The sequence below is a fragment of the Micromonospora sp. NPDC049257 genome, from assembly GCF_040678915.1.
GTDB lineage: Bacteria > Actinomycetota > Actinomycetes > Mycobacteriales > Micromonosporaceae > Micromonospora > Micromonospora antibiotica.
This window is the reverse complement of record NZ_JBFAQU010000008.1, coordinates 1-17,230: the sequence shown is the minus strand read 5'-3', so window position 1 is coordinate 17,230 and position 17,230 is coordinate 1. Positions and strand designations below refer to the sequence as shown.

General features: G+C 74.1%; 13 protein-coding genes. 5 read left to right on the top strand and 8 right to left on the bottom strand.

The genetic code is table 11. From position 1 onward, the window contains the following. Position 1 precedes the first annotated feature (1 nt). Complete coding sequence (locus AB0K25_RS14525; RefSeq protein ID WP_363820503.1) at positions 2-1,423, top strand: hypothetical protein; 1,422 nt, start codon at positions 2-4, stop codon at positions 1,421-1,423. Here the strand turns inward: AB0K25_RS14525 and AB0K25_RS14520 are convergent. Next, complete coding sequence (locus AB0K25_RS14520; protein WP_219466735.1) at positions 1,413-4,961, bottom strand: BTAD domain-containing putative transcriptional regulator; 3,549 nt, start codon at positions 4,959-4,961, stop codon at positions 1,413-1,415. The genes AB0K25_RS14525 and AB0K25_RS14520 overlap by 11 nt on opposite strands. 479 nt (positions 4,962-5,440) lie before the next feature. Between AB0K25_RS14520 and AB0K25_RS14515 the strand changes: the two genes are divergently transcribed. Then, on the top strand, positions 5,441-6,067 hold the full coding sequence (locus AB0K25_RS14515) for a response regulator transcription factor (RefSeq protein WP_208565759.1): 627 nt from the start codon (positions 5,441-5,443) through the stop codon (positions 6,065-6,067). A 19-nt stretch (positions 6,068-6,086) separates the two neighbouring features. After that, on the top strand, positions 6,087-6,590 hold the full coding sequence (locus tag AB0K25_RS14510; protein ID WP_255597874.1) for an EVE domain-containing protein: 504 nt from the start codon (positions 6,087-6,089) through the stop codon (positions 6,588-6,590). Here AB0K25_RS14510 and AB0K25_RS14505 read toward each other — a convergent pair. From AB0K25_RS14505 to AB0K25_RS14485, 5 genes are all read right to left on the bottom strand, one after another. Next, the gene (locus AB0K25_RS14505; protein ID WP_363820498.1) at positions 6,565-7,755 is read right to left on the bottom strand and encodes a cytochrome P450; all 1,191 of its coding nucleotides are present in this window, start codon (positions 7,753-7,755) and stop codon (positions 6,565-6,567) included. The genes AB0K25_RS14510 and AB0K25_RS14505 overlap by 26 nt on opposite strands. A 120-nt stretch (positions 7,756-7,875) precedes the next feature. Beyond that, a complete protein-coding gene (locus AB0K25_RS14500; protein ID WP_219466751.1) occupies positions 7,876-8,877 on the bottom strand; it encodes a MupA/Atu3671 family FMN-dependent luciferase-like monooxygenase in 1,002 nt (333 codons plus the stop codon). Further along, a complete protein-coding gene (locus AB0K25_RS14495) occupies positions 8,868-10,100 on the bottom strand; it encodes a condensation domain-containing protein (protein ID WP_363820495.1) in 1,233 nt (410 codons plus the stop codon). The genes AB0K25_RS14500 and AB0K25_RS14495 overlap by 10 nt, the downstream gene beginning before the upstream one ends. After that, entirely contained in the window at positions 10,097-11,797 is a 1,701-nt protein-coding gene (locus AB0K25_RS14490) for an AMP-binding protein (protein WP_363820492.1), read from the bottom strand. Before AB0K25_RS14490 ends, AB0K25_RS14495 begins: the two co-directional genes overlap by 4 nt. After that, the gene (locus AB0K25_RS14485; RefSeq protein WP_363820489.1) at positions 11,794-13,491 is read right to left on the bottom strand and encodes a non-ribosomal peptide synthetase; all 1,698 of its coding nucleotides are present in this window, start codon (positions 13,489-13,491) and stop codon (positions 11,794-11,796) included. The genes AB0K25_RS14490 and AB0K25_RS14485 overlap by 4 nt, the downstream gene beginning before the upstream one ends. A 452-nt stretch (positions 13,492-13,943) precedes the next feature. Between AB0K25_RS14485 and AB0K25_RS14480 the strand changes: the two genes are divergently transcribed. Then, a complete protein-coding gene (locus AB0K25_RS14480; RefSeq protein ID WP_219466765.1) occupies positions 13,944-14,189 on the top strand; it encodes a hypothetical protein in 246 nt (81 codons plus the stop codon). Positions 14,190-14,285: 96 nt separating this feature from the next. Here AB0K25_RS14480 and AB0K25_RS14475 read toward each other — a convergent pair whose 3' ends face one another. Together AB0K25_RS14475 and AB0K25_RS14470 are read right to left on the bottom strand one after the other, a co-directional pair. After that, positions 14,286-14,882: an ATP-dependent Clp protease proteolytic subunit gene (locus AB0K25_RS14475; protein ID WP_208565766.1), complete on the bottom strand. Its 597-nt coding sequence runs from the start codon at positions 14,880-14,882 to the stop codon at positions 14,286-14,288. Between the two features lie 136 nt (positions 14,883-15,018). Next, positions 15,019-15,669 (bottom strand): helix-turn-helix transcriptional regulator, encoded by a 651-nt coding sequence (locus AB0K25_RS14470; protein ID WP_363820486.1) that lies wholly within the window; start codon positions 15,667-15,669, stop codon positions 15,019-15,021. Positions 15,670-15,956: 287 nt separating this feature from the next. Here AB0K25_RS14470 and AB0K25_RS14465 point away from each other — a divergent pair, with 287 nt between their 5' ends. Next, positions 15,957-16,970 carry a potassium channel family protein gene (locus AB0K25_RS14465; protein ID WP_219466769.1) on the top strand — a complete coding sequence of 338 codons (1,014 nt, stop codon included), beginning with the start codon at positions 15,957-15,959 and terminating at the stop codon, positions 16,968-16,970. The last annotated feature ends 260 nt before the right edge of the window (positions 16,971-17,230 follow it).

Below are 17,230 nucleotides of genomic sequence, written 5' to 3'. Positions count from 1 at the left end.
TGTGCCTGGTCGGATACGGCTGACCGGATACCGGCCCGACGAGCCGGTGGGTGACGCCTTCACGGTGACCGGGTTCGGCGGCGCGGGCTTCCCGGAGCAGGCGACGCTGCGGGAGTTGATCTCCCCGGCGCAGCCCCACCTCGCCGGCACCAGCATGGTCCGTGGCGACCAGCAACGGCAGCACTCCTACTGGTTGCGTTACCTGCGCCGTCGATCCGGCCCGGCCGGCCCGAAGCGGGTCTGTGTGGACCTGCTGGTCCGGTTCAGCACCTTCGACTACGTGGTGGCCGACGTCGGGATGGGGGCGCTGGTGCTCCGACAGAGCGCGCTGTCGCACTTCCCCTGCTGGGGGATCACCGACCTGAGCGTGTCGCCCCATGCCGTCGAGGCCGGCCGTAACCCGTTCAACAAGTTCAACGAGGTCGGCTCGCTGGTCTTCACCGCCCGGCTGGAGGCCGCCCACGGCACGGTGCCGGCGATCCGGGTCGGCTACCGGGTGCACCACGAGCAGACCACGGTCGGGGGAGTCCGGTTGACCCCGGAACACGACGAGGTGGGTTCGTTCCTGGTGCACAGCGACGGTCTCTTCGAGGTGGCCGACCAGTCGCTGGCCACCCGTACCCACTTCCTCGTCACCCCGGTCAACGCGGGGGTGCACGACCGGCCTGCGGTGCCGGTGCACGCCGCCCGCCGGCCCGGCGGTGGCCGCCCGGCGTGGCACGCGACCGGGCTCACCGCCGCGCCGGCCGAGCTGCCGCAGGCCCACCCCACGCCCTACGTCGACGACACCGTCACGGTGACCGGTTTCCAGGGCCTGGACGGTCCACAGACCCTGGCGGTACGCGACGCCGCCGGTCAGGCACGGTCGGCGATGCTGCACTTCGCAGCCGCGGACCCGGGTGCGGTGCTGCTGACCTACCACGGTGGGCCCGCCCTCCGGGGGACGGTCCGGCTGCTGCTGGGGCTCCGGTGCACCATGCACCGCTACCTGGTCGCCCCGGCCGGCGTCCACCGCAGCGTCACCCACCGAACCGTCGGGGACGATGTCGGCATCGACGCCCACTACGGTGACGACCCGACGGCCAACCGGGAGTCGTGGCCGGTGCTGTGGCACCGGGGGCGTCGGCACCTCGGCTTCCGGCAGGTCACGCTGCTGGTGGCCGGGGTCGACGGCGGACCCGGCCGGGGCGGCCCCGACGCCGTACGCAACAGCACCGGATCCCCGGTACGGCTGGCCCTCACCCCCCGGTGGGAGCCGGGGGGTGACGACCGGGGGCCGGAGCTGCGGATCAGGTGGCACGCGTCGCACCAGGACGACGCCCCGGTCGAGGGCCTGCTGGCGCTCGGGACCGACGACGGCGGCCGGCCGACCCTGACCCCGCTGGACGACGAGAGCCGCCGCCACTTCACCGTCACGGGCTGACCGGCAGGTCCTCGTCGACCACCGGGCGGACCCGCCGGGACAGCTCGGTGATCTCCCGCCGGTACGCCGACTGCTGGGCGGCGTCGACGCCACCGGCCGGGCCGAGCGCGACCAGCAACCGCAGCGCCCGGACCTGACCGAGCAGGTGCCCGGTCTCCCGGTGGGTGGCCAGCGCCTCCTCGGCGGTCCGCGCCGAGGTCACCGGGTCGGTGTTCCGCATCGCCTCGGCGGCGGCCACCAGGGCGTGCCCCTCCCAGACCCGGTAGCCGGCGGCGCGGGCCACCGTCCGGGCCTGCCGGGCCAACGCGACCGCCTCCGTCGGGTCGGTGTCGCCGAAGACCTCGGCCAGCCCGATGAGCGCCTCGACCTCCTCACCCCGGGCACCACCGGCCCGGGCGAGTTCGAGTGCCCGCCGGTGTTCGATGGCCGCCGCCGGGTCGCCGTTGCGCTGGTGGATCGCGCCGCGCACGTTGCGGGCGGCCGCCTGCTGGGCGGTGTCGCCGATCAGGTCGGCGAGGGCCAGCGCCTCGTCGGCCAGCTTCGTCGCCGGGCCCAGGTCGCCGGTCTGCACGCGCAGCGCCGCCAACCGGCGCAGGCTCTCCGTCTCGGTGGGCCGGTAGCCCGTCCGCCGGCTGAGATCCAGCGCCTCCCGCAGGTGGTCGAGAGCCTCGCCGTGCTGGCCGAGGGCGTGCTGGACCTCGCCCAGGTTGCTCAGGCTGATCCCGGCGCTCATCCACATCCCGGTGCTGCGGGTCAGCGCCAGGGACTGCCGGAAGACCTCGGCTGCCTCGCGGAGCCGCCCCATGTCCCGGTAGATCACCCCGAGGTTGCCGAGGCTGGTGCTGAGCCGTTCGGGACCGCCCAGGCGTTCGTGGATGCTCACCGCCAGCCGGGTCAACTCGGCCCCCTCGGCCAGCCGGCCGGCCCGCAGGTGCAGCAGCCCACAGGTGCCGTACGCCGCCGCCAACCCCTCGGGCCAGGCCGCCCGGTGGGCCGCGTCGATCATCGCGGTGGCGTGGGACAGACCCACCGCGTACTCGCCACGGCGCAGATGCAGGCTGGCCAGCCCGAGCCGGCTCGCGGCCTCACCGGCATGGTCGCCGACCTGCTGTGCGGCGTGCAGTGCGCTGGTCGCGGCGACCAGGCCGTCGCTGTGCGGGCGGAACTGGTAGTAGCCGCGTAGCGCGTCCGGGATCCGCCAGGCGGCCGGGTCGGCCCCGTTCTCGGCGGCGTGCGCGATCACCCGCATCAGGTTGGTGTGTTCCTCCTCCAGCCAGGCCATCGCCCCGGCTGAGCTGGGAAACGGGGACCCACCGGGGTGCGGTTCGGCCCCGTCGGGTGGCAACCGCACGAGGTGGGGATAGATCGTGGCGGCGGCGGCGTCGGTGCGCTGCCGGTACCAGCCGTAGAGGCGTCGGATGGCGGACCGCAGTTGCCCGGCGGGGTCCTCGGCGGTGGCCCGCTCCAGGGCGTAGAGCCGTAGCAGGTCGTGGAAGGCGTACCGGCCGGGGGTGACCTGCTGGACGAGGTGCGCGGCGGCGAGCCGGTCCAGCTCGTGTGCGGCGGTCGGCTCACCGATCCCGGCCAGGGCGGCGGCGGCGGTCACCGTGACGTCCGTCCCCGGCGCGGTGCCCAGCAGCCGGAACAGCCGGCGGGCCGGGGCGGGCAGCGCGGCGTACGACAGGTCGAACGCCGCCCGGACGGCCGCCTGGTCGTCTCCCTCGACACGGAGGCCGGCGAGTTGGTTACCGGCGGTCAGCCGGGCGGTGTGCGCGCTGATCGACTGTTGGGGCTGGTCGATCAGGTTGGCGGCGGCGATCCGCAGGGCCAACGGCAGCCGGGCGCAGACCGTCGCCAGTTCGGCGATCTCACCTGAGCGGGCCACCCGGTCGGGCGGGATGATCCGGGTGAGCAAGGTGCCGGCCTCGTCCACGGTGAGCACGTCGAGGTCGAGGCGGCGTGCTCCGTCCACGGCGACGAGCCCGCTGAGCCGGTCCCGGCTGGTGACCAGCGCCAGGCAGCCGGCGGCCCCCGGCAGGAGCGGGCGGACCTGGTCGGCGCTGGCGGCGTTGTCCAGCATCACCAGCATCCGGCGACCGTCCAGCATGGTGCGGAACAGCGCGGCGGCCTGCCCGGGGTCGACCGGCACCTGGTCGGCCGGCACCCCGAGCGCGTGCAGGAACCCGGCGAGGGCCTCCGACTCGCGGACCGGGCTGGCCGTCGAGTAGCCACGCAGGTTGACGTAGAGCTGCCCGTCCGGGAAGTGCCGGCGGACCCGGTGCGCCCAGTGCACCGCCAGGGCGGTCTTGCCGACCCCGGCCATCCCGGTGATGGTGGAGATGACCACCGGCCCCCGGGCCGCCGTCGCCCCGACCAGCAGCGCGTCGAGGGCGGCCAGTTGGGTGCTGCGCCCGGTGAAGTACGCGACGTCGGGCGGCAGCTGCGCCGGTGACCGGTGGCGCGACGGTGGGGTCGGCTGCGCCACCTCGGGCCGGCGGGGTGCCACTTCGGTCAGGCGGGGTGCCGGCACGGTGCCGGTCACCGGCCCGCCCGGGTGGGTGACCATCCGGGGCAGGTCCTGGCGCAGGATGCGCAGCTGTGCCTCCCGCAGTTCCGGGCCGGGCTCCACGCCGAGCTGTTCGGCGAGGCGGTCGCGCAGGTTGCGGTGCAGGGCCAACGCGCGGGCCTGCTGGCCGCAGGCGGCCAGGGCGAGCATCAGCCGGGCGTGCACCTGCTCGTGCAGCGGTTCGTGGCTGGCCACCGCGTGCAGTTCCCGGACCGCCCGGTCGGGCAGGCCCAGGTCGACGGCGAGCGTGGCGTAGGTGACAGCGGTGGCGATGCGACGTCGGTTCAGGGCGGCGGCGGTCGGGTGCTGGGTCAGGCTCGGCGCCGCGTCGGCCAGCACCGGCCCCCGCCACAGCGCCAGTGCCCCGGCCAGCCGGTCCAGGCTCGGCAGGTCGCCCGCGACGCTGCCCTCGGCGCGTTCGATCGCGGCGGCGAACCGGCTCAGGTCGAGCTGGGCGGGGTCGACCCTCAACCGGTAGCCGCCGCCGACGTGGGTGATGGTGGCGGCGGGGCCGCCGGGCTGGTCCAGCACCCGACGCAACCGGGCGACGTAGGTGTGGACGAGGTTGAGGCAGCTGTCCGGCGGGTCGTGACCCCAGAGCACGTCGACGATCTCGTGGCGGGACACGATCGCGTCCGGGTGCAGGGCGAGCAGGCCGAGCAGCATCCGTTGGCGGTTGGAGCCGAGCGTGACCGGTTCGACGCCGACCTGGATGCGCAGCGGCCCCAGCACGTCGATGCGCAGGGTCGGTGCCGGCGTGGCGACGGGTGGCGCCGGGCCGGGTGGCTTCAGCTGCGGCGGACCGACGGCGGCGGCGATCCGCCGGAGGGACTCGGCCCGGGGGTTGCGGACCCGGCCCTGCTCGATGTCGCGCACCGCCCGGACGCTGATTCCCGCCCGTTCGGCCAGCTGCTCCTGGGTCAGTCCGGCACCCAGTCGTCGTCGTCGGATCTCACCACCGCTGTCGGCCATCAACGGGCCTCCCTGTCATGGCTGCGCGTCCGTCCCACCAGCGCTGCCAGCACATGATTCTGCCGGTTGACCGGTCGGATGACCATGATCTTCGCCACTGAATCACCGGGCTACCCGCAGGTCAAACCTGCCAATGGGGCAGGGCCGTCCGCCCTTGGGGGCAACGGTTCTGCCGGTTCTGCCGGTGCCCCCATCGTTCACTTGTGGACGCACGGGCATTTGAGCAGCTCAAAACGTTGTCACCCGGCAAGGATGTCTATCTGCCGGCGTCCAGCCGGCCTCCAGTGCGCGACCGACCGCCGTCTCTACCGTGGACGACGGGCACCGCCACCACCCGCTGGCCGGTGTCCATCTCGGCGAAGCGACTCCCACCCGGTCACGGAACCGCTCGGCACCGGCCTCCGGACCACCGATCTGCCCCTGCTGAGCGTCAGCCTGGCAGCCGACGCCCGCCTCAGCCCGGAAGCTAAGGAACCGCCATGAACGGACGTGCCCAGACCTACATCCGTACCCCCGACCCGATCTCCACGGCCGGGATCACCGCGGCGCTGCGTGGCCGGGCCGAGATCGAGGTCGTACCCGCGCAGATGATCACCGCCGAGACCGTCGGTGTGGTCGCCGCCGACACCCTCGACCGGGACACGCTCGACGTGCTCAGGGCCGTGCGCCGGTTGGGCTGCCGGCGCTTCGTGCTGGTCGCCGCCGTCGAGTCGGACTCGGCGCTGATCCCCGCCGTGGAGCTGGGGGTACGCGCCCTCGCCTCACGCACCGAGGCGACCGGCCACCGGCTGGCCCAACTCGTGGTCAGCACCGCCTCCGGCGGGGCGGCGATGCCCCCGGAGGTGCTCGGTCTGCTGGTCAAGCAGGTGACCCGGCTCCAGCAGACGGTGCTCGCCCCGCGCGGCATCGACGTCAACGGGCTCTCGGTGCGGGAGAGCGAGATCCTGCGGCTGGTGGCGGACGGGATGGACACCCGGGAGGTGGCGACCCGGCTGAGCTACTCGGAGCGGACCGTCAAGAACGTGCTGCACGACATCACCAGCCGGTTCCAGCTGCGCAACCGCACCCACGCGGTAGCCTACGCGGTCCGGGAGGGGCTGATCTGACTGCCGAGGAGGACCCGACGTGCCGCACGCACGCACCGACGAACGTCAGGTGACCCGGGACGACCTGGGCGCCTGGCTGATCAAGGGCAATGCGGACCTGGTCGACCTCGCCGGCCGGTTCGCCCGGGACCCCCGGGTGACGGGCTGGTGCGTACGCCCCGGCTACCGGGCCCGGCTGATGCGGGCCGGTCAGCCCGTGGTGTTCTGGGCCAGCGGCAGCCGGGGTCGATTGCCGTACGGCGTCTGGGGGATCGGCCGGCTCACCGGCGAGCCGGTGCCCGGCGGGGAGGCCCGCGCGCCCTGGACGGTGCCACTGGACCTGACCGTCCTGCCCGAGCCACGACGGCTGCACCGGGACCGGTTGCGCGCCGACCCCCGGTTGGCCGGGCTGGAGGTGTTCCGCCAGCCACAGGCGGCCAACCCGTCGTACCTGACCCGGGCGCAGTTCACCGCCCTCGCCGACCACCTGCCCGAGGCGGCCGACGTGGTGTCCGGCGCTACCAGCGCACCGGTAACGTGGTGACGACCCCACCCACCTCCCGCTCCGCGATGGGGAACGGCCCGTCGGTGGCGAGGCGCAGGCCGGGCAACCGGGCCCGCAGCCGCTCCAGCCCCACCGCCAGGATCGCCCGGCCGAGCCGTCGACCCGGGCAGTAGTGGCGGCCCCCGCCGAACCCGACGAACTTCGGGCCGCTGCGGTGCGGCAGGAGCGCCTCCGGCTGCTGGTAGACCTCCGGGTCGTGCAGTGCCGAGATCCAGGCGAGGAGCACGGCCGTACCCCGGGGCACGGTGCCGGAGGGCAGCACGAGGTCGGTGGTCGCGGTCCGCAGCGCGGCCACGTTGCCGGCGTACACCAGGCGGAGCAGCTCGTCGGCCATCGCCGTGGGGTCGGTGCCGTGCCGGACGAAGGCCCGCCAGTCCGCCGCGTCGTCCCCCAGGAGCCGTAGCATCGCCCGGCCGAGCACGGTCGCCGGGGCCTCGACCCCCGCCGACAGCATCAGCCTGGTCAGGCTGACCAGCTCGTCCGTCGAGAGCCGGGTGGCGGAGTCCGGTGGGTCGACCAGGTCGGCCAGCAGCGCAGCGTCCGACCCGCCCGTGACGACCCCGCGTACGTATGCGCCGAACTCGGCGACGAGCCGGGCCCGTTCCTGCGGCGTGCCGGGATGCGAATGGGTGTACGCCCCCGACCAGCGGCGGATCCTGTCGCAGTCCTCGGGCGGAATGCCGAGCAGCCGCGTGATCGTCAGCAGCGGGAGCCGGTCGGTGTACCCGACGACGAGGTCACCGTCGCGGCGGCCGTCGGCGGTCATCGCGTCCAGAAGGGAGCCGGCCACCTGCCGGACCACCGGTAGGTGGGCGGCGACCCGCGCGTGGTCCATCGCCCGGGTGGCGACCCGGTGCACCGCCGTGTGGGACCGCTCGGACTGGTTGATGAGCAGGTCCGGGTCGTAGAGGAAGTTGGGTTCGCCGCTGCGCCGGGGAGCGTCGGCGAGCAGGTGGTTGCGGGACAGCGCGGGGCTGGCGACGGCGGCGGCGACGTCGGCGTGCCGGACGAGCAGGATCGCGCTGTCGCCACTGGGCAGCCGGACGCGGCCGAACGGGCACTGCTCGCGTCGGCGGGCGAAGTCGGCGGCGGGAGCGAGCCCCGACGCGGGCGGCAGCGGGAATGCGGGGAGGTCGTCGTCCATCAGCGCTCCTTCGATCGGCAGACGTGGGTGTGGGCACCGCCCGACGCGGGCACCGGCCTCGCCGGGGGTCCGGTGGCGCGGACGCCGCCGGTAGGCAGGGGCGCCGGTCCGCCGCCGGGGTCACCGCTCGACGAGTCGGGCCAGGTGGGTGAGGCCGGATCTGGTCGCCGCCGCCGGCAGGCCGAAGTCGATCAGGCAGGCGACCTCGTCCACGCCCGCCTCGGCGAGCCGGCGCAGGGTACGGGCGCAGGTCGGCACCGAGCCGAAGAGCCCCCGTTCGGCCAGGAACCGGTCGAGCACCCGGCCGATGAGGAAGTCCGCCTCGTCCTCGGTGATCGTGGAGTCGTGGAAAGGGGAGCCGGGCAGCATCCCCGCCACGAGGTCGAGCGAGGACCGCAGGTAACGGGTCATCGGCTCCCGGGCCAGGGCGGACACGCCCTGGTCGTCCGGCCCGACCAGGGTGTGCAGCATGAGGGTGACCCGGCCCTGCCCGGGGTGCAGCCGCCGGTACCGCCCGATCTTGGTGTGCAGCTCGTCGAGGCTCTGGGTGAGCAGGTGGGTGAGGACGCCGACGCCGAGCCGCCCGGCGAGTTCGAAGGTGGCCAGGTCACCGGCGCTGGTGATCCAGACCGGCAGGTCGGCCTGCACCGGCTTGGGGAACACCTCGACGTCGACGCGACCGCCGGTGCCGTCGGGACGTGGCGTGGTGCCGCCCCGCCACAGGGCACGCACCTCGTCGATCAGCTCCGGCAACGCCGACCTGCGGTGCGGGTACCGGTCGGGGGCGAGGACGAAGTCGACGGCGTGCCAACCGGAGGCGAACGCGACCCCGGCCCGGCCGTGGGAGATCCGGTCCACGACCGCCCACTCCTCGGCCACCCGCAACGGGTCGTGCAGGGGGAGCACGACGCTGCCGGCGCGGACACCGACCCGCCGGGTGACCGCCGCGACGGCGGCACCGGTCACCGCCGGGTTCGGGTAGGGGCCGCCGAATTCGTGGAAGTGCCGCTCCGGCGTCCAGACCGCCGCGAAGCCGTGGTCGTCGGCGAACCGTGCGCTGTCGAGCAGCAGGTCGTGGGCGTCGTCGGCGCTGGCGGAGAAGAAGAACAGGCTCAGGTCCACGGGGGCGGCTCCTCCTGCGGCCGGACGAGGGTCGCCTGCGGCGCGGTGAGGCTGCGGTCGAGCACCACCAGGACCCGGTCGATCAGGGCGTCGGCCCGTCGGCGTGCCCCGGCCGACGCCGGGAACTGGAACGTGACGTGGGTCTGCTCGCCGTCGGCGATCATGACGTGCAGGGCGTTGCGGGCGACCCCGTTGAACGCCGACCAGTCCACAGTGGTGGCGACGCCGGCGAAGACCGGGCCGGGGGCGATCCGCCGGTAGCTGACCGAGACGGCGGCGGTGGCCAGGAACGGCCGTGTCCCGGGCCGGCACATCGCCAACGGGACCGTCCGGTGGGCGTACAGCTCCCGCAGGCCGGCGCGGACGGTCGTCAGCGCCGCCGCGTACGAGCCGGTCGGTGGCGTGGGGAGGGTGAGTGGAAGCTCGTTGACGTACATGCCGATCCGGTCCGCCTCGGCCGGCGTACGCACCGACAGCTCGATCGCGATCGAGGTGGGCCCGTCGTCGGGGGCGAGGCAGTTGGCGAGCACGGTGAGCAGCAACTCGAACCGGGTCGCGTCCAGTGCGACGGCCGCCTCGGCCAGCCTCGTACGGGTCCGGGGGGTCAGCGCGCGGACGACCGTGTCGCCGGGGCGTACCCCGCCGTCGCGGGGCAGCTCGACAGGTCGTGGCGGGTTCCGCCACCAGTATTCGGTGGCCGCGACGACCAGGTGCTCCGGCGGCGTCCGGTACCCGGGTTCGGCCGGCTGCGCCGCCACCGCCGGTGCGTCGGGGCCGTAGCGGTCGGCCAGGTCCCGCAGCAGGATGTCCTTGGACCGGCCGTCGACGATCAGGTGGTGGGCGGCCAGGACGAGCACCCCACCTCCGTTCGGGAGGGGGAACCACCAGACCCGGGCCAGCGGCCCGGCCGACAGGTCGAACCGGGTGCGGCAGGCCCGTTCGACCCGCTCGCGGACGGTCCCGTCGGCGGCGGGTTCGACCGCGAGCGTCAGCGGGTGCTCGCCGGCCGCCAGCCAGGGCAGGCCGTCGAGGTTGTGGCAGCCGGCGGTCAGCAGCGGGTGCCGCGCGGCCAGCGCCGTGCAGGCCCGCGCCAGCCGGCCCACGTCGACCGGGCCGCGCAGGTGGGCGGTGACCGCGACCGTGTACGCCGACCCGAGCGCGACCAGCTGCTCGTTGAACCAGATGCCCCGTTGCAGCGGCGAGGTCGGCACGAACTGCGTCACGGTGACCCGGACATCCGGTCGGCGATCCAGGCGGCCTGCGCGGCCAGGCCCGGCCGGGCGTACAGCGCCGACACCGGCGTGGCGACCGCGAACTGGTCGGAGACGAGACGGGCCAGCCGCAACGCCGACATCGAGTTGCCGCCCAGGGCGAGGAAGTCGTCGTCGCGGCCCACGGCGGCCACGCCCAGCACGGTCGCCCAGATGTCGGCCAGTCGTCGTTCGACCACGGTCACCGGGGCGGCGGCGGGCGTCGATCCGGCCGGCGGGAAGAGGTCCCGCAGCGACCGGGTGACCACCTTGCCGCCGTCGTTGCGCGGCAACGCGTCCACACAGACGATCCGCTGCGGGATCTCCGCGCCGGACAGCCGGCCGGCGAGGAAGGCCCGCAGGTCCGCCGGTACGGCACCGGTACGGGTCACCAGCACGGCGGCGGGCCGTTCGCCCAACACCGGATCGGCGAGGGCGAGCACCGCGCAGTCCCGGACGTCGGGGTGCTCGTGCAGCGCCTGTTCGACAGCGGACGGCGAGACCTTCGTGCCGCCGGAGTGGATGGTCGAGGCGGCGCGGCCGGTGAGGTGCAGGTAGCCCTCGTCGTCGAGCCGGCCGCGGTCACCGGTGCGGGTCCAACCGTCGCGGAACGTCGCGGCGTCACCACCGTCGAGGTAGCGGCGCGGTGGGGCGTCGGAGCCGATCCAGACCTGACCCACCTCGCCCGCAGCGACGTCCCGGCCGGCGTCGTCGGTGATCCGCACGGTGCCCCGACCGACCGCGTCCGGGCGTCGGCTGTCGAACACCATCGTCGTGCGGGCCGGCGCCGCCTCGGTCGAGCTGTAGGTGTTGACGATGGTGGCGTACGGCAGGGCGTCGCCGAGGGCCCGCGCGACGGCGGCGGGCAGCACGTCGCCTGTCGTTCCCACGAGCATCAGCGACGACAGGTCACGACGGTCGGGTTCGCCGGAGGCCAGCAGCTCCCGGGCCATCGACGGGACGAGGAAGAGGGTGCCGACCCGGAACTCCTCGACGGCGGCGCAGACCTCGGCGGCGTCGAACCGGGGCACGACGAGCGCGGCGGGTTCGGCGGCCAGGCCGGTGAGGAGCATGGTCTGGGCGGCGTTCGTCCCGATGGGGAAGGCGTGCAGGAAATGGCGGGAGTGCGCGAGTTGCCGCCGGCCGGGTGCGGTGTCGTGCCCGTGGGTGAGGTTGCCGTGGGTGGCGACGACCGCCCTGGCCGACCCTTCGGTCCCCGAGGTGAAGATGATCTGGGCCGCGCCGTCCGGGGTCGCCCGGTCGGGCACGGCGTCGGTTGCGGTCCCGGCCGGCCCGCGCTGCCAGCCGCCCAGCTCCGGGGGGACGGCGCAGCCTTCCCGGATGATCCCGACCGCCCCGGCGACTCTGACCCGCTCGACGAGCTGTCCCGGCGGGAGCCGGGCCGACAGCGGCACCGCCACCCCACCGGCCCGCAGCACGCCACAGAACGCGGTGGCGTACCCGAACCACTCCCGCTCGTCGAAGAGCAACGCCACCCGCTGGCCGACCCGTAGCCCGTCGTCGACGAGCGCGGCGGCGAGCGCGTCCGCCGACCGGTCCCACTGCGCGAACGTCAGCGTCGCGCCGTCGGGGTGGCACAGGGCGGCGGCGTCCGGTGTGTCCGCCGCCCGCTGCCGCAGCAGGCCGGGCACGGTTGGTCCGCCGCTCATCGGGGGTCCGGTGTCCGGCCGGCGGCGACCGCCGCGATCCGCCCGATCGTGCCGGCCCGGACGATCTCCTCCAGGGTGAGCCGGATGCCCAGCCGTCGCTCGATCCGGAACGCGACCTGGGTGGTCAGCAGCGAGTGCCAGCCCACGTCGGTCAGGTCGTCGTCCAGGCCGACCCCGTCGACGCCGACCAGTTCCTCGACGATCGCGGCGATGGCGCGTTCGGTCGGGGTGTGCGGTGGTCGGGACCCGGCCGGTACCGCCAACCGCCGCCGGTCGACCTTCCCGGCGGCGGTGAGCGGCAGGGCGTCCACCACCACGACCAGGTCCGGCACCAGGTGGGCGGGGACGGCGCGGGCCAGGGCCGCCCGCAGCGCCGTACCGGAGGGTCGGTAGCCCGGTGTCGGTACGACGTGCGCCACGAGCGAGACCGGGCCGGCGTCCGCCGCGACGGCGGAGACGGCCGCCGAGCGGGCCCCGGGTAGCCGCAGCAGCGCGGCCTCGACGCCGGCCGGCTCGACCCGGAAGCCACGGACCTTCACCTGCGCGTCCAGCCGACCGAGCAGGTGGACGAGGCCGTCGGGGTCCCGGCAGCCCCGGTCCCCGGTGCGGTAGGACGGGCCGCCGTCGACCTGCCCGAACCGGGCGGCGGTGAGTTCGGGGGCGTTGAGGTAGCCGCGCGACACGCCACGGCCGACGATGACGATCTCGCCCGGCTGCCCGTCGGCGACGACCCGGCCGTCGGGGTCGACGACGAGGACGTCGTATCCGGCTATCGGCCGGCCGATCGGGATGCGCTCGCCGTCGGTGTCCGCCCGGCTGACCCGGTGCAGGGTGCTGGCCACGGTGGCCTCGGTGGGGCCGTAACCGTTGACCAGTTCGCACCGGTCGACCCAGCGCCGCGCCGTGGCCGGTGCCAACGGACTGCCGACACTGAGTAGCGTCCGCAGCCGGGGAAGGTCGTCCTCCGGCAGGGAGTCGAGCACGGCGGCGGGCAGGACCGCGTGGGTGACGGCCCGCTCCGCGAGCAGCCGCGCCAGCGGCGCACCGACCAGTGCATCCCGGTCGACGACCTCCAGCCGGCAGGCGGCACCGAGGCCGAGGAGAAGTTCGAAGATCCAGCCGTCCGCCACCGGGCTGGCATGGAGCAGGACGCGGGCGTCGTCGCCGAGGTCACCGAACCAGCGCTGCTGCGCGGCCATGAGGTTGGCGACCGCGTCGTGGCCGATCATGACCAGCTTCGGGGTGCCGGTCGTGCCGGCGGTGGGGATGACGTACGCCAGCCCGGTCGGGTCGCCGGCAGCGGGCCGGCCTCCCGGTCGCGGTGGCCCGGCGGCCGGCCGCGTCGGGTCCACCTGGCGCATGCCGGGGGCCCGGTGCAGCACGGACGTCGACACGAGCACCGTGGCGTCCGCCGCCGTCGCGACCGACTGGTTCCAGGCCGGCGGGCTGGCCGGATCGAGGGGTAGCAGGACGCCCCCGCTGCGCCAGGTGGCGAGGGCCGCCGTGACGAGGGGAACGCCGCGTTCCAGGACGACCGCCACCACGGTCGCCGGCCCGACGCCGGCCCCGGACAGGCTGTCGGCGAGCACGTCCGCCCGCTGGTCCAGATCGGCGTACGTGACCTCCCCGGTCCGGTCGGCCAGGGCCACCCGGTGCGGGAACCGGCGGGCGAGTGTGGACACCCGGTCGCTCACCGGGACGACGTCCCTGTCGCGCAACGGCGACCCCCTCGTCGACTCACCTGACCATGGACGATGATCTATCCGTGAGGCTGTCACGACGGTGCGGGCCGGTCAAGGTGCAGTCCGCTGTCCGGTAGGTGCCTCCCGTTTGCCGGGCGGCACCGGGGAGTCCGGTGGGAATGGCGGCGGAATCGCCGTACGACCCGCTTGTCCCGTACGGCCGCGTCCGCCGTTGAATTCGGGGAAAGGTCCTTTCTGGCGAGGGCGCGGTCGACCCCGTCGCATACGCCGATCGCGCCGGTCGGCGATCGCTACCACGCTGACCTGCTGCTCGGCCCGCACGATACGGACCGGCGAGCAGGGGGAGTGATCGCCCGCCCGGATTTGTCTGATTGATGTTCGCCTTTCTCGATCTGCTTCGGTCCACTTAGGATGGCGGTCCTGATTCGTTCGAGGAGGCAGACATGCGCCGGTTCGGAAGTCGGATCACCTCGTTCCTCGTCGTCGCTGCGGTGACCTGCCTGGGGCTGGTCGGTGCCGCCGCGCCCGCCCAGGCGAAGGGGGTGATCGTCTTCGTCGCCTACTTCGACAACGCCGCCCACTCCAACCTGGTCGGCGGTTCGACCTTCAGCGAGTGCCCCGGCGACCCGAGCTACCACTGGGGCGCCTACACCGAGTTCCACGAGATCACCTCCGAGCCCTGCCCCTGACCGTCGATCGGCCGTCCCCGGGTGAGGTGGGTGGGGCACTGGGCCGGGCCGCCCCGGAGCCGACCGCGTCGGGCTACCGGTTCGTCGACCTGGCGGTCAGCCGGGGAGCTGGTCGACCCGGGTGAGGACCTGGTCGATCAGGCCGTACTCCCGGGCCTGCTCGGCGGTGAACCACCGGTCCCGGTCCCAGTCGGCCTGGATCTCGTCGAGGGTGCGCCCGCTGTGCTCGGCGATCAGCTCCTGCATGGTCCGCTTCACGTGCAGCATGTTCTCCGCCTGGATGGTGATGTCGGCGGCGGTGCCACCCATCCCCCCGGACGGCTGGTGCATCATGACCCGCGCGTGCGGCAGGGCGAACCGCTTACCTGCCGCCCCGGCGCAGAGCAGGAACTGCCCCATCGACCCGGCGAGCCCCAACGCCAGGGTGGCCACGTCGTTGCGGACGTACCGCATGGTGTCGTAGACGGCCATGCCGGCGCTGACCGAACCACCCGGTGAGTTGATGTAGAGATAGATGTCCCGCTTGCTGTCCTCGGCGGCGAGCAGCAGGATCTGCGCACAGATCTGGTTGGCCGAGGCGTCGGTGACCTCGGTGCCCAGGAAGATGATCCGTTCCCGCAGCAGCCGCTCGAAGACCTGGTCGCCGAAGGCCGGCTGCCCGCCGTCCAGCATGCGCACGTCGTACCCGATCATGGTGACCACCCTCCGCGTTGCCGGCGGGCGACCTCGCTCCGCCCGGGGACCGGCGGGTCCAGCCTGCACCGTCGGGCGGCCACCGCCCCAGCCTTTCTGCCCCCGGCAGATCCGCCCTCGGCAGAACCCGGCCGGCCTACCCGACCAGCAGCCGCCGCCGGCCCGTGCCGACCCGCCGCCGTCCCGGCACCCTGGCGGTACGCGCAGCGGGGCGGGCGGTCGACACGACGGCGACCACCCGGACGGACACGCCGACGGTCGTCGTCCCGAACCCGAATCCGAATCCGCCGACGGTCGTCATCCCGGTCCCGCCCTTGGTCGTCATCCCGGTCCCGGCGCCGCCGACGGTTGCCGTCCCGGCCCCGCCGACGGTCGTCCCCCAGGGCCCGGCCCTGCCCACGGTCGTCCCCCAGGGCCCGGCCCTGCCCACGGTCGTCCCCCAGGGCCCGGCCCTGCCCACGGTCGTCATTCCGGGTCCGGTTCGGCCCTGGCGGGCGGTCGGCACCCGGTCCAGTCGGGCGAGGCTCCCGCCCGGCGGCACGGGGACCCGACGCTCGACCCGGCGCAGCTCGTCGCGGGCCTCTTCGAGCAGGTCGGACAGGTTGATGCCGAGTGCCCGGCAGATCGCCGCCAGCACCTCGGAGGAGGCTTCCTTGCGCCCGCGCTCGACCTCGGACAGGTAGGGCAGGGACACCCCGGCGGCGGCGGCCACCTCGCGCAACGTGCGGCCCTGACGCAGCCGTACCCGGCGTAGCACCCCGCCGATCACCCGACGCAGCAGCGACATGCGGGCCTCCTCGTGGCCGGTGTCCCGGAACCCTCCCATCATGCCCCGTCGGCGGCCCCGGTGGGTCACGGCAAGCCGACCGCACCGGGGGCCCCGGGAGCCTGCGGCACCGGGCCCCCGCACCGGCCGGTACGGGGGTGACGGGCCGGCTACCGCCGACCGCTTCCGGCGGGTACGAGGTGACGGGGTGCTCACCGTTGGTGCAGGTCGACGTCCCGGCGGGTCGACCTGCCTGGTAACCGCTATGTTGTGCTCGTGCAGGCGACCCAGGGGGAGCAGGACCGACCGTGATCCATTTCCCGGCGCAGCGGCGCGGTCCGCTCAGCGCGTTGAGTCTCCGCCTGGCCGCCGCCCTCGGTCTGGTCCTGCTCACCGTCGCGGTGGTCTATCTCGACCGCGACGGTTACCGCGACGTGGACGAGAACGGGCTGACCCTGCTCGACTGCTTCTACTACACGGTGGTCACCCTCTCCACCACCGGGTACGGCGACATCACCCCGTTCGAGCAGTCGGCCCGGCTGGTGAACGTCCTGTTCATCACCCCGGCCCGGGTGATCTTCCTGATCATCCTGGTCGGCACCACCCTGGAAGTCCTGACCGAGCAGTACCGGACCGGCCGTCGGCTGGGTCGGTGGAGGAGAACCGTGAAGGACCACGTCATCATCTGCGGCTACGGCACCAAGGGCCGCAGTGCGGTCTCCGCCCTGCTGGAGAACGGGCTGGACAAGTCCCGGATCGTGGTGGTGGAACGCAACGGCACCGCCCTGCGGCAGGCCACCTCGGCCGGGCTGGTCGCCATCGAGGGCTCCGCCACCCGCTCGTCGGTGCTGGAGGAGGCGCACGTCCGCAACGCCAAGGCCGTCATCATCGCCACCGACAGCGACGACGCCTCGGTGCTGGTGGCGCTGACCACCCGGCAGCTCACCGCCGGTCAGGTACGCATCATCGCGGCGGTCCGGGAGGCCGAGAACGCCCCGCTGCTGCGGCAGAGCGGGGCGCACCACGTGATCGTGTCCTCGGCGACCGCCGGTCGACTGCTCGGCCTCTCCACGTCCGCGCCGCCGCTGATCGACGTGGTGGAGGATCTGCTCACCCCGGGGCAGGGGATGGCCCTGGCGATGCGTTCCGCCGAGCGACACGAGGTGGGCAAGTCCCCCCGTGAGCTGGAGTCCCTGGTCATCGCCCTGGTACGCCGGGGCAAGGTGGTCACCCTGGCGGACCGGGCCGGCGCGGTGATCGAGACCGGCGACATGCTCGTGCACGTCCGCGACGACCGACCCACCGCCACCACCAGCTCCTGACCCCGGCTGGCTCGCCCCGCACCCCGGCTGGCTGCGCCTGACGCTGGCTGTCCCGCCCCGCATCCCGGCTGGTCCGCGCCTGACGCGGCTGGTCTTCCGAACCGACGAGTGGCCGGCCCCCTGCGCGGGGAACGGCCACTTCGACGTGTCGACGGGCGACTAGCTGATCGTCCAGGTGTCGCCGGTGTGGAGGAGGTTGGTGAGTTGTTGTTCGGGGGTGTCGGTGGTGGTGTTTTTGGCGGTGGTGATTTGGTGTTGGA

Coding starts and splice junctions, on each gene's coding strand:
- AB0K25_RS14520 (WP_219466735.1), bottom strand. CDS start 4,961: ATGGCCGACAGCGGTGGTGAGATCCGACGACGACGACTGGGTGCCGGA.
- AB0K25_RS14470 (WP_363820486.1), bottom strand. CDS start 15,669: ATGTCGCTGCTGCGTCGGGTGATCGGCGGGGTGCTACGCCGGGTACGG.
- AB0K25_RS14490 (WP_363820492.1), bottom strand. CDS start 11,797: ATGAGCGGCGGACCAACCGTGCCCGGCCTGCTGCGGCAGCGGGCGGCG.
- AB0K25_RS14480 (WP_219466765.1), top strand. CDS start 13,944: ATGCGCCGGTTCGGAAGTCGGATCACCTCGTTCCTCGTCGTCGCTGCG.
- AB0K25_RS14515 (WP_208565759.1), top strand. CDS start 5,441: ATGAACGGACGTGCCCAGACCTACATCCGTACCCCCGACCCGATCTCC.
- AB0K25_RS14505 (WP_363820498.1), bottom strand. CDS start 7,755: ATGGACGACGACCTCCCCGCATTCCCGCTGCCGCCCGCGTCGGGGCTC.
- AB0K25_RS14475 (WP_208565766.1), bottom strand. CDS start 14,882: ATGATCGGGTACGACGTGCGCATGCTGGACGGCGGGCAGCCGGCCTTC.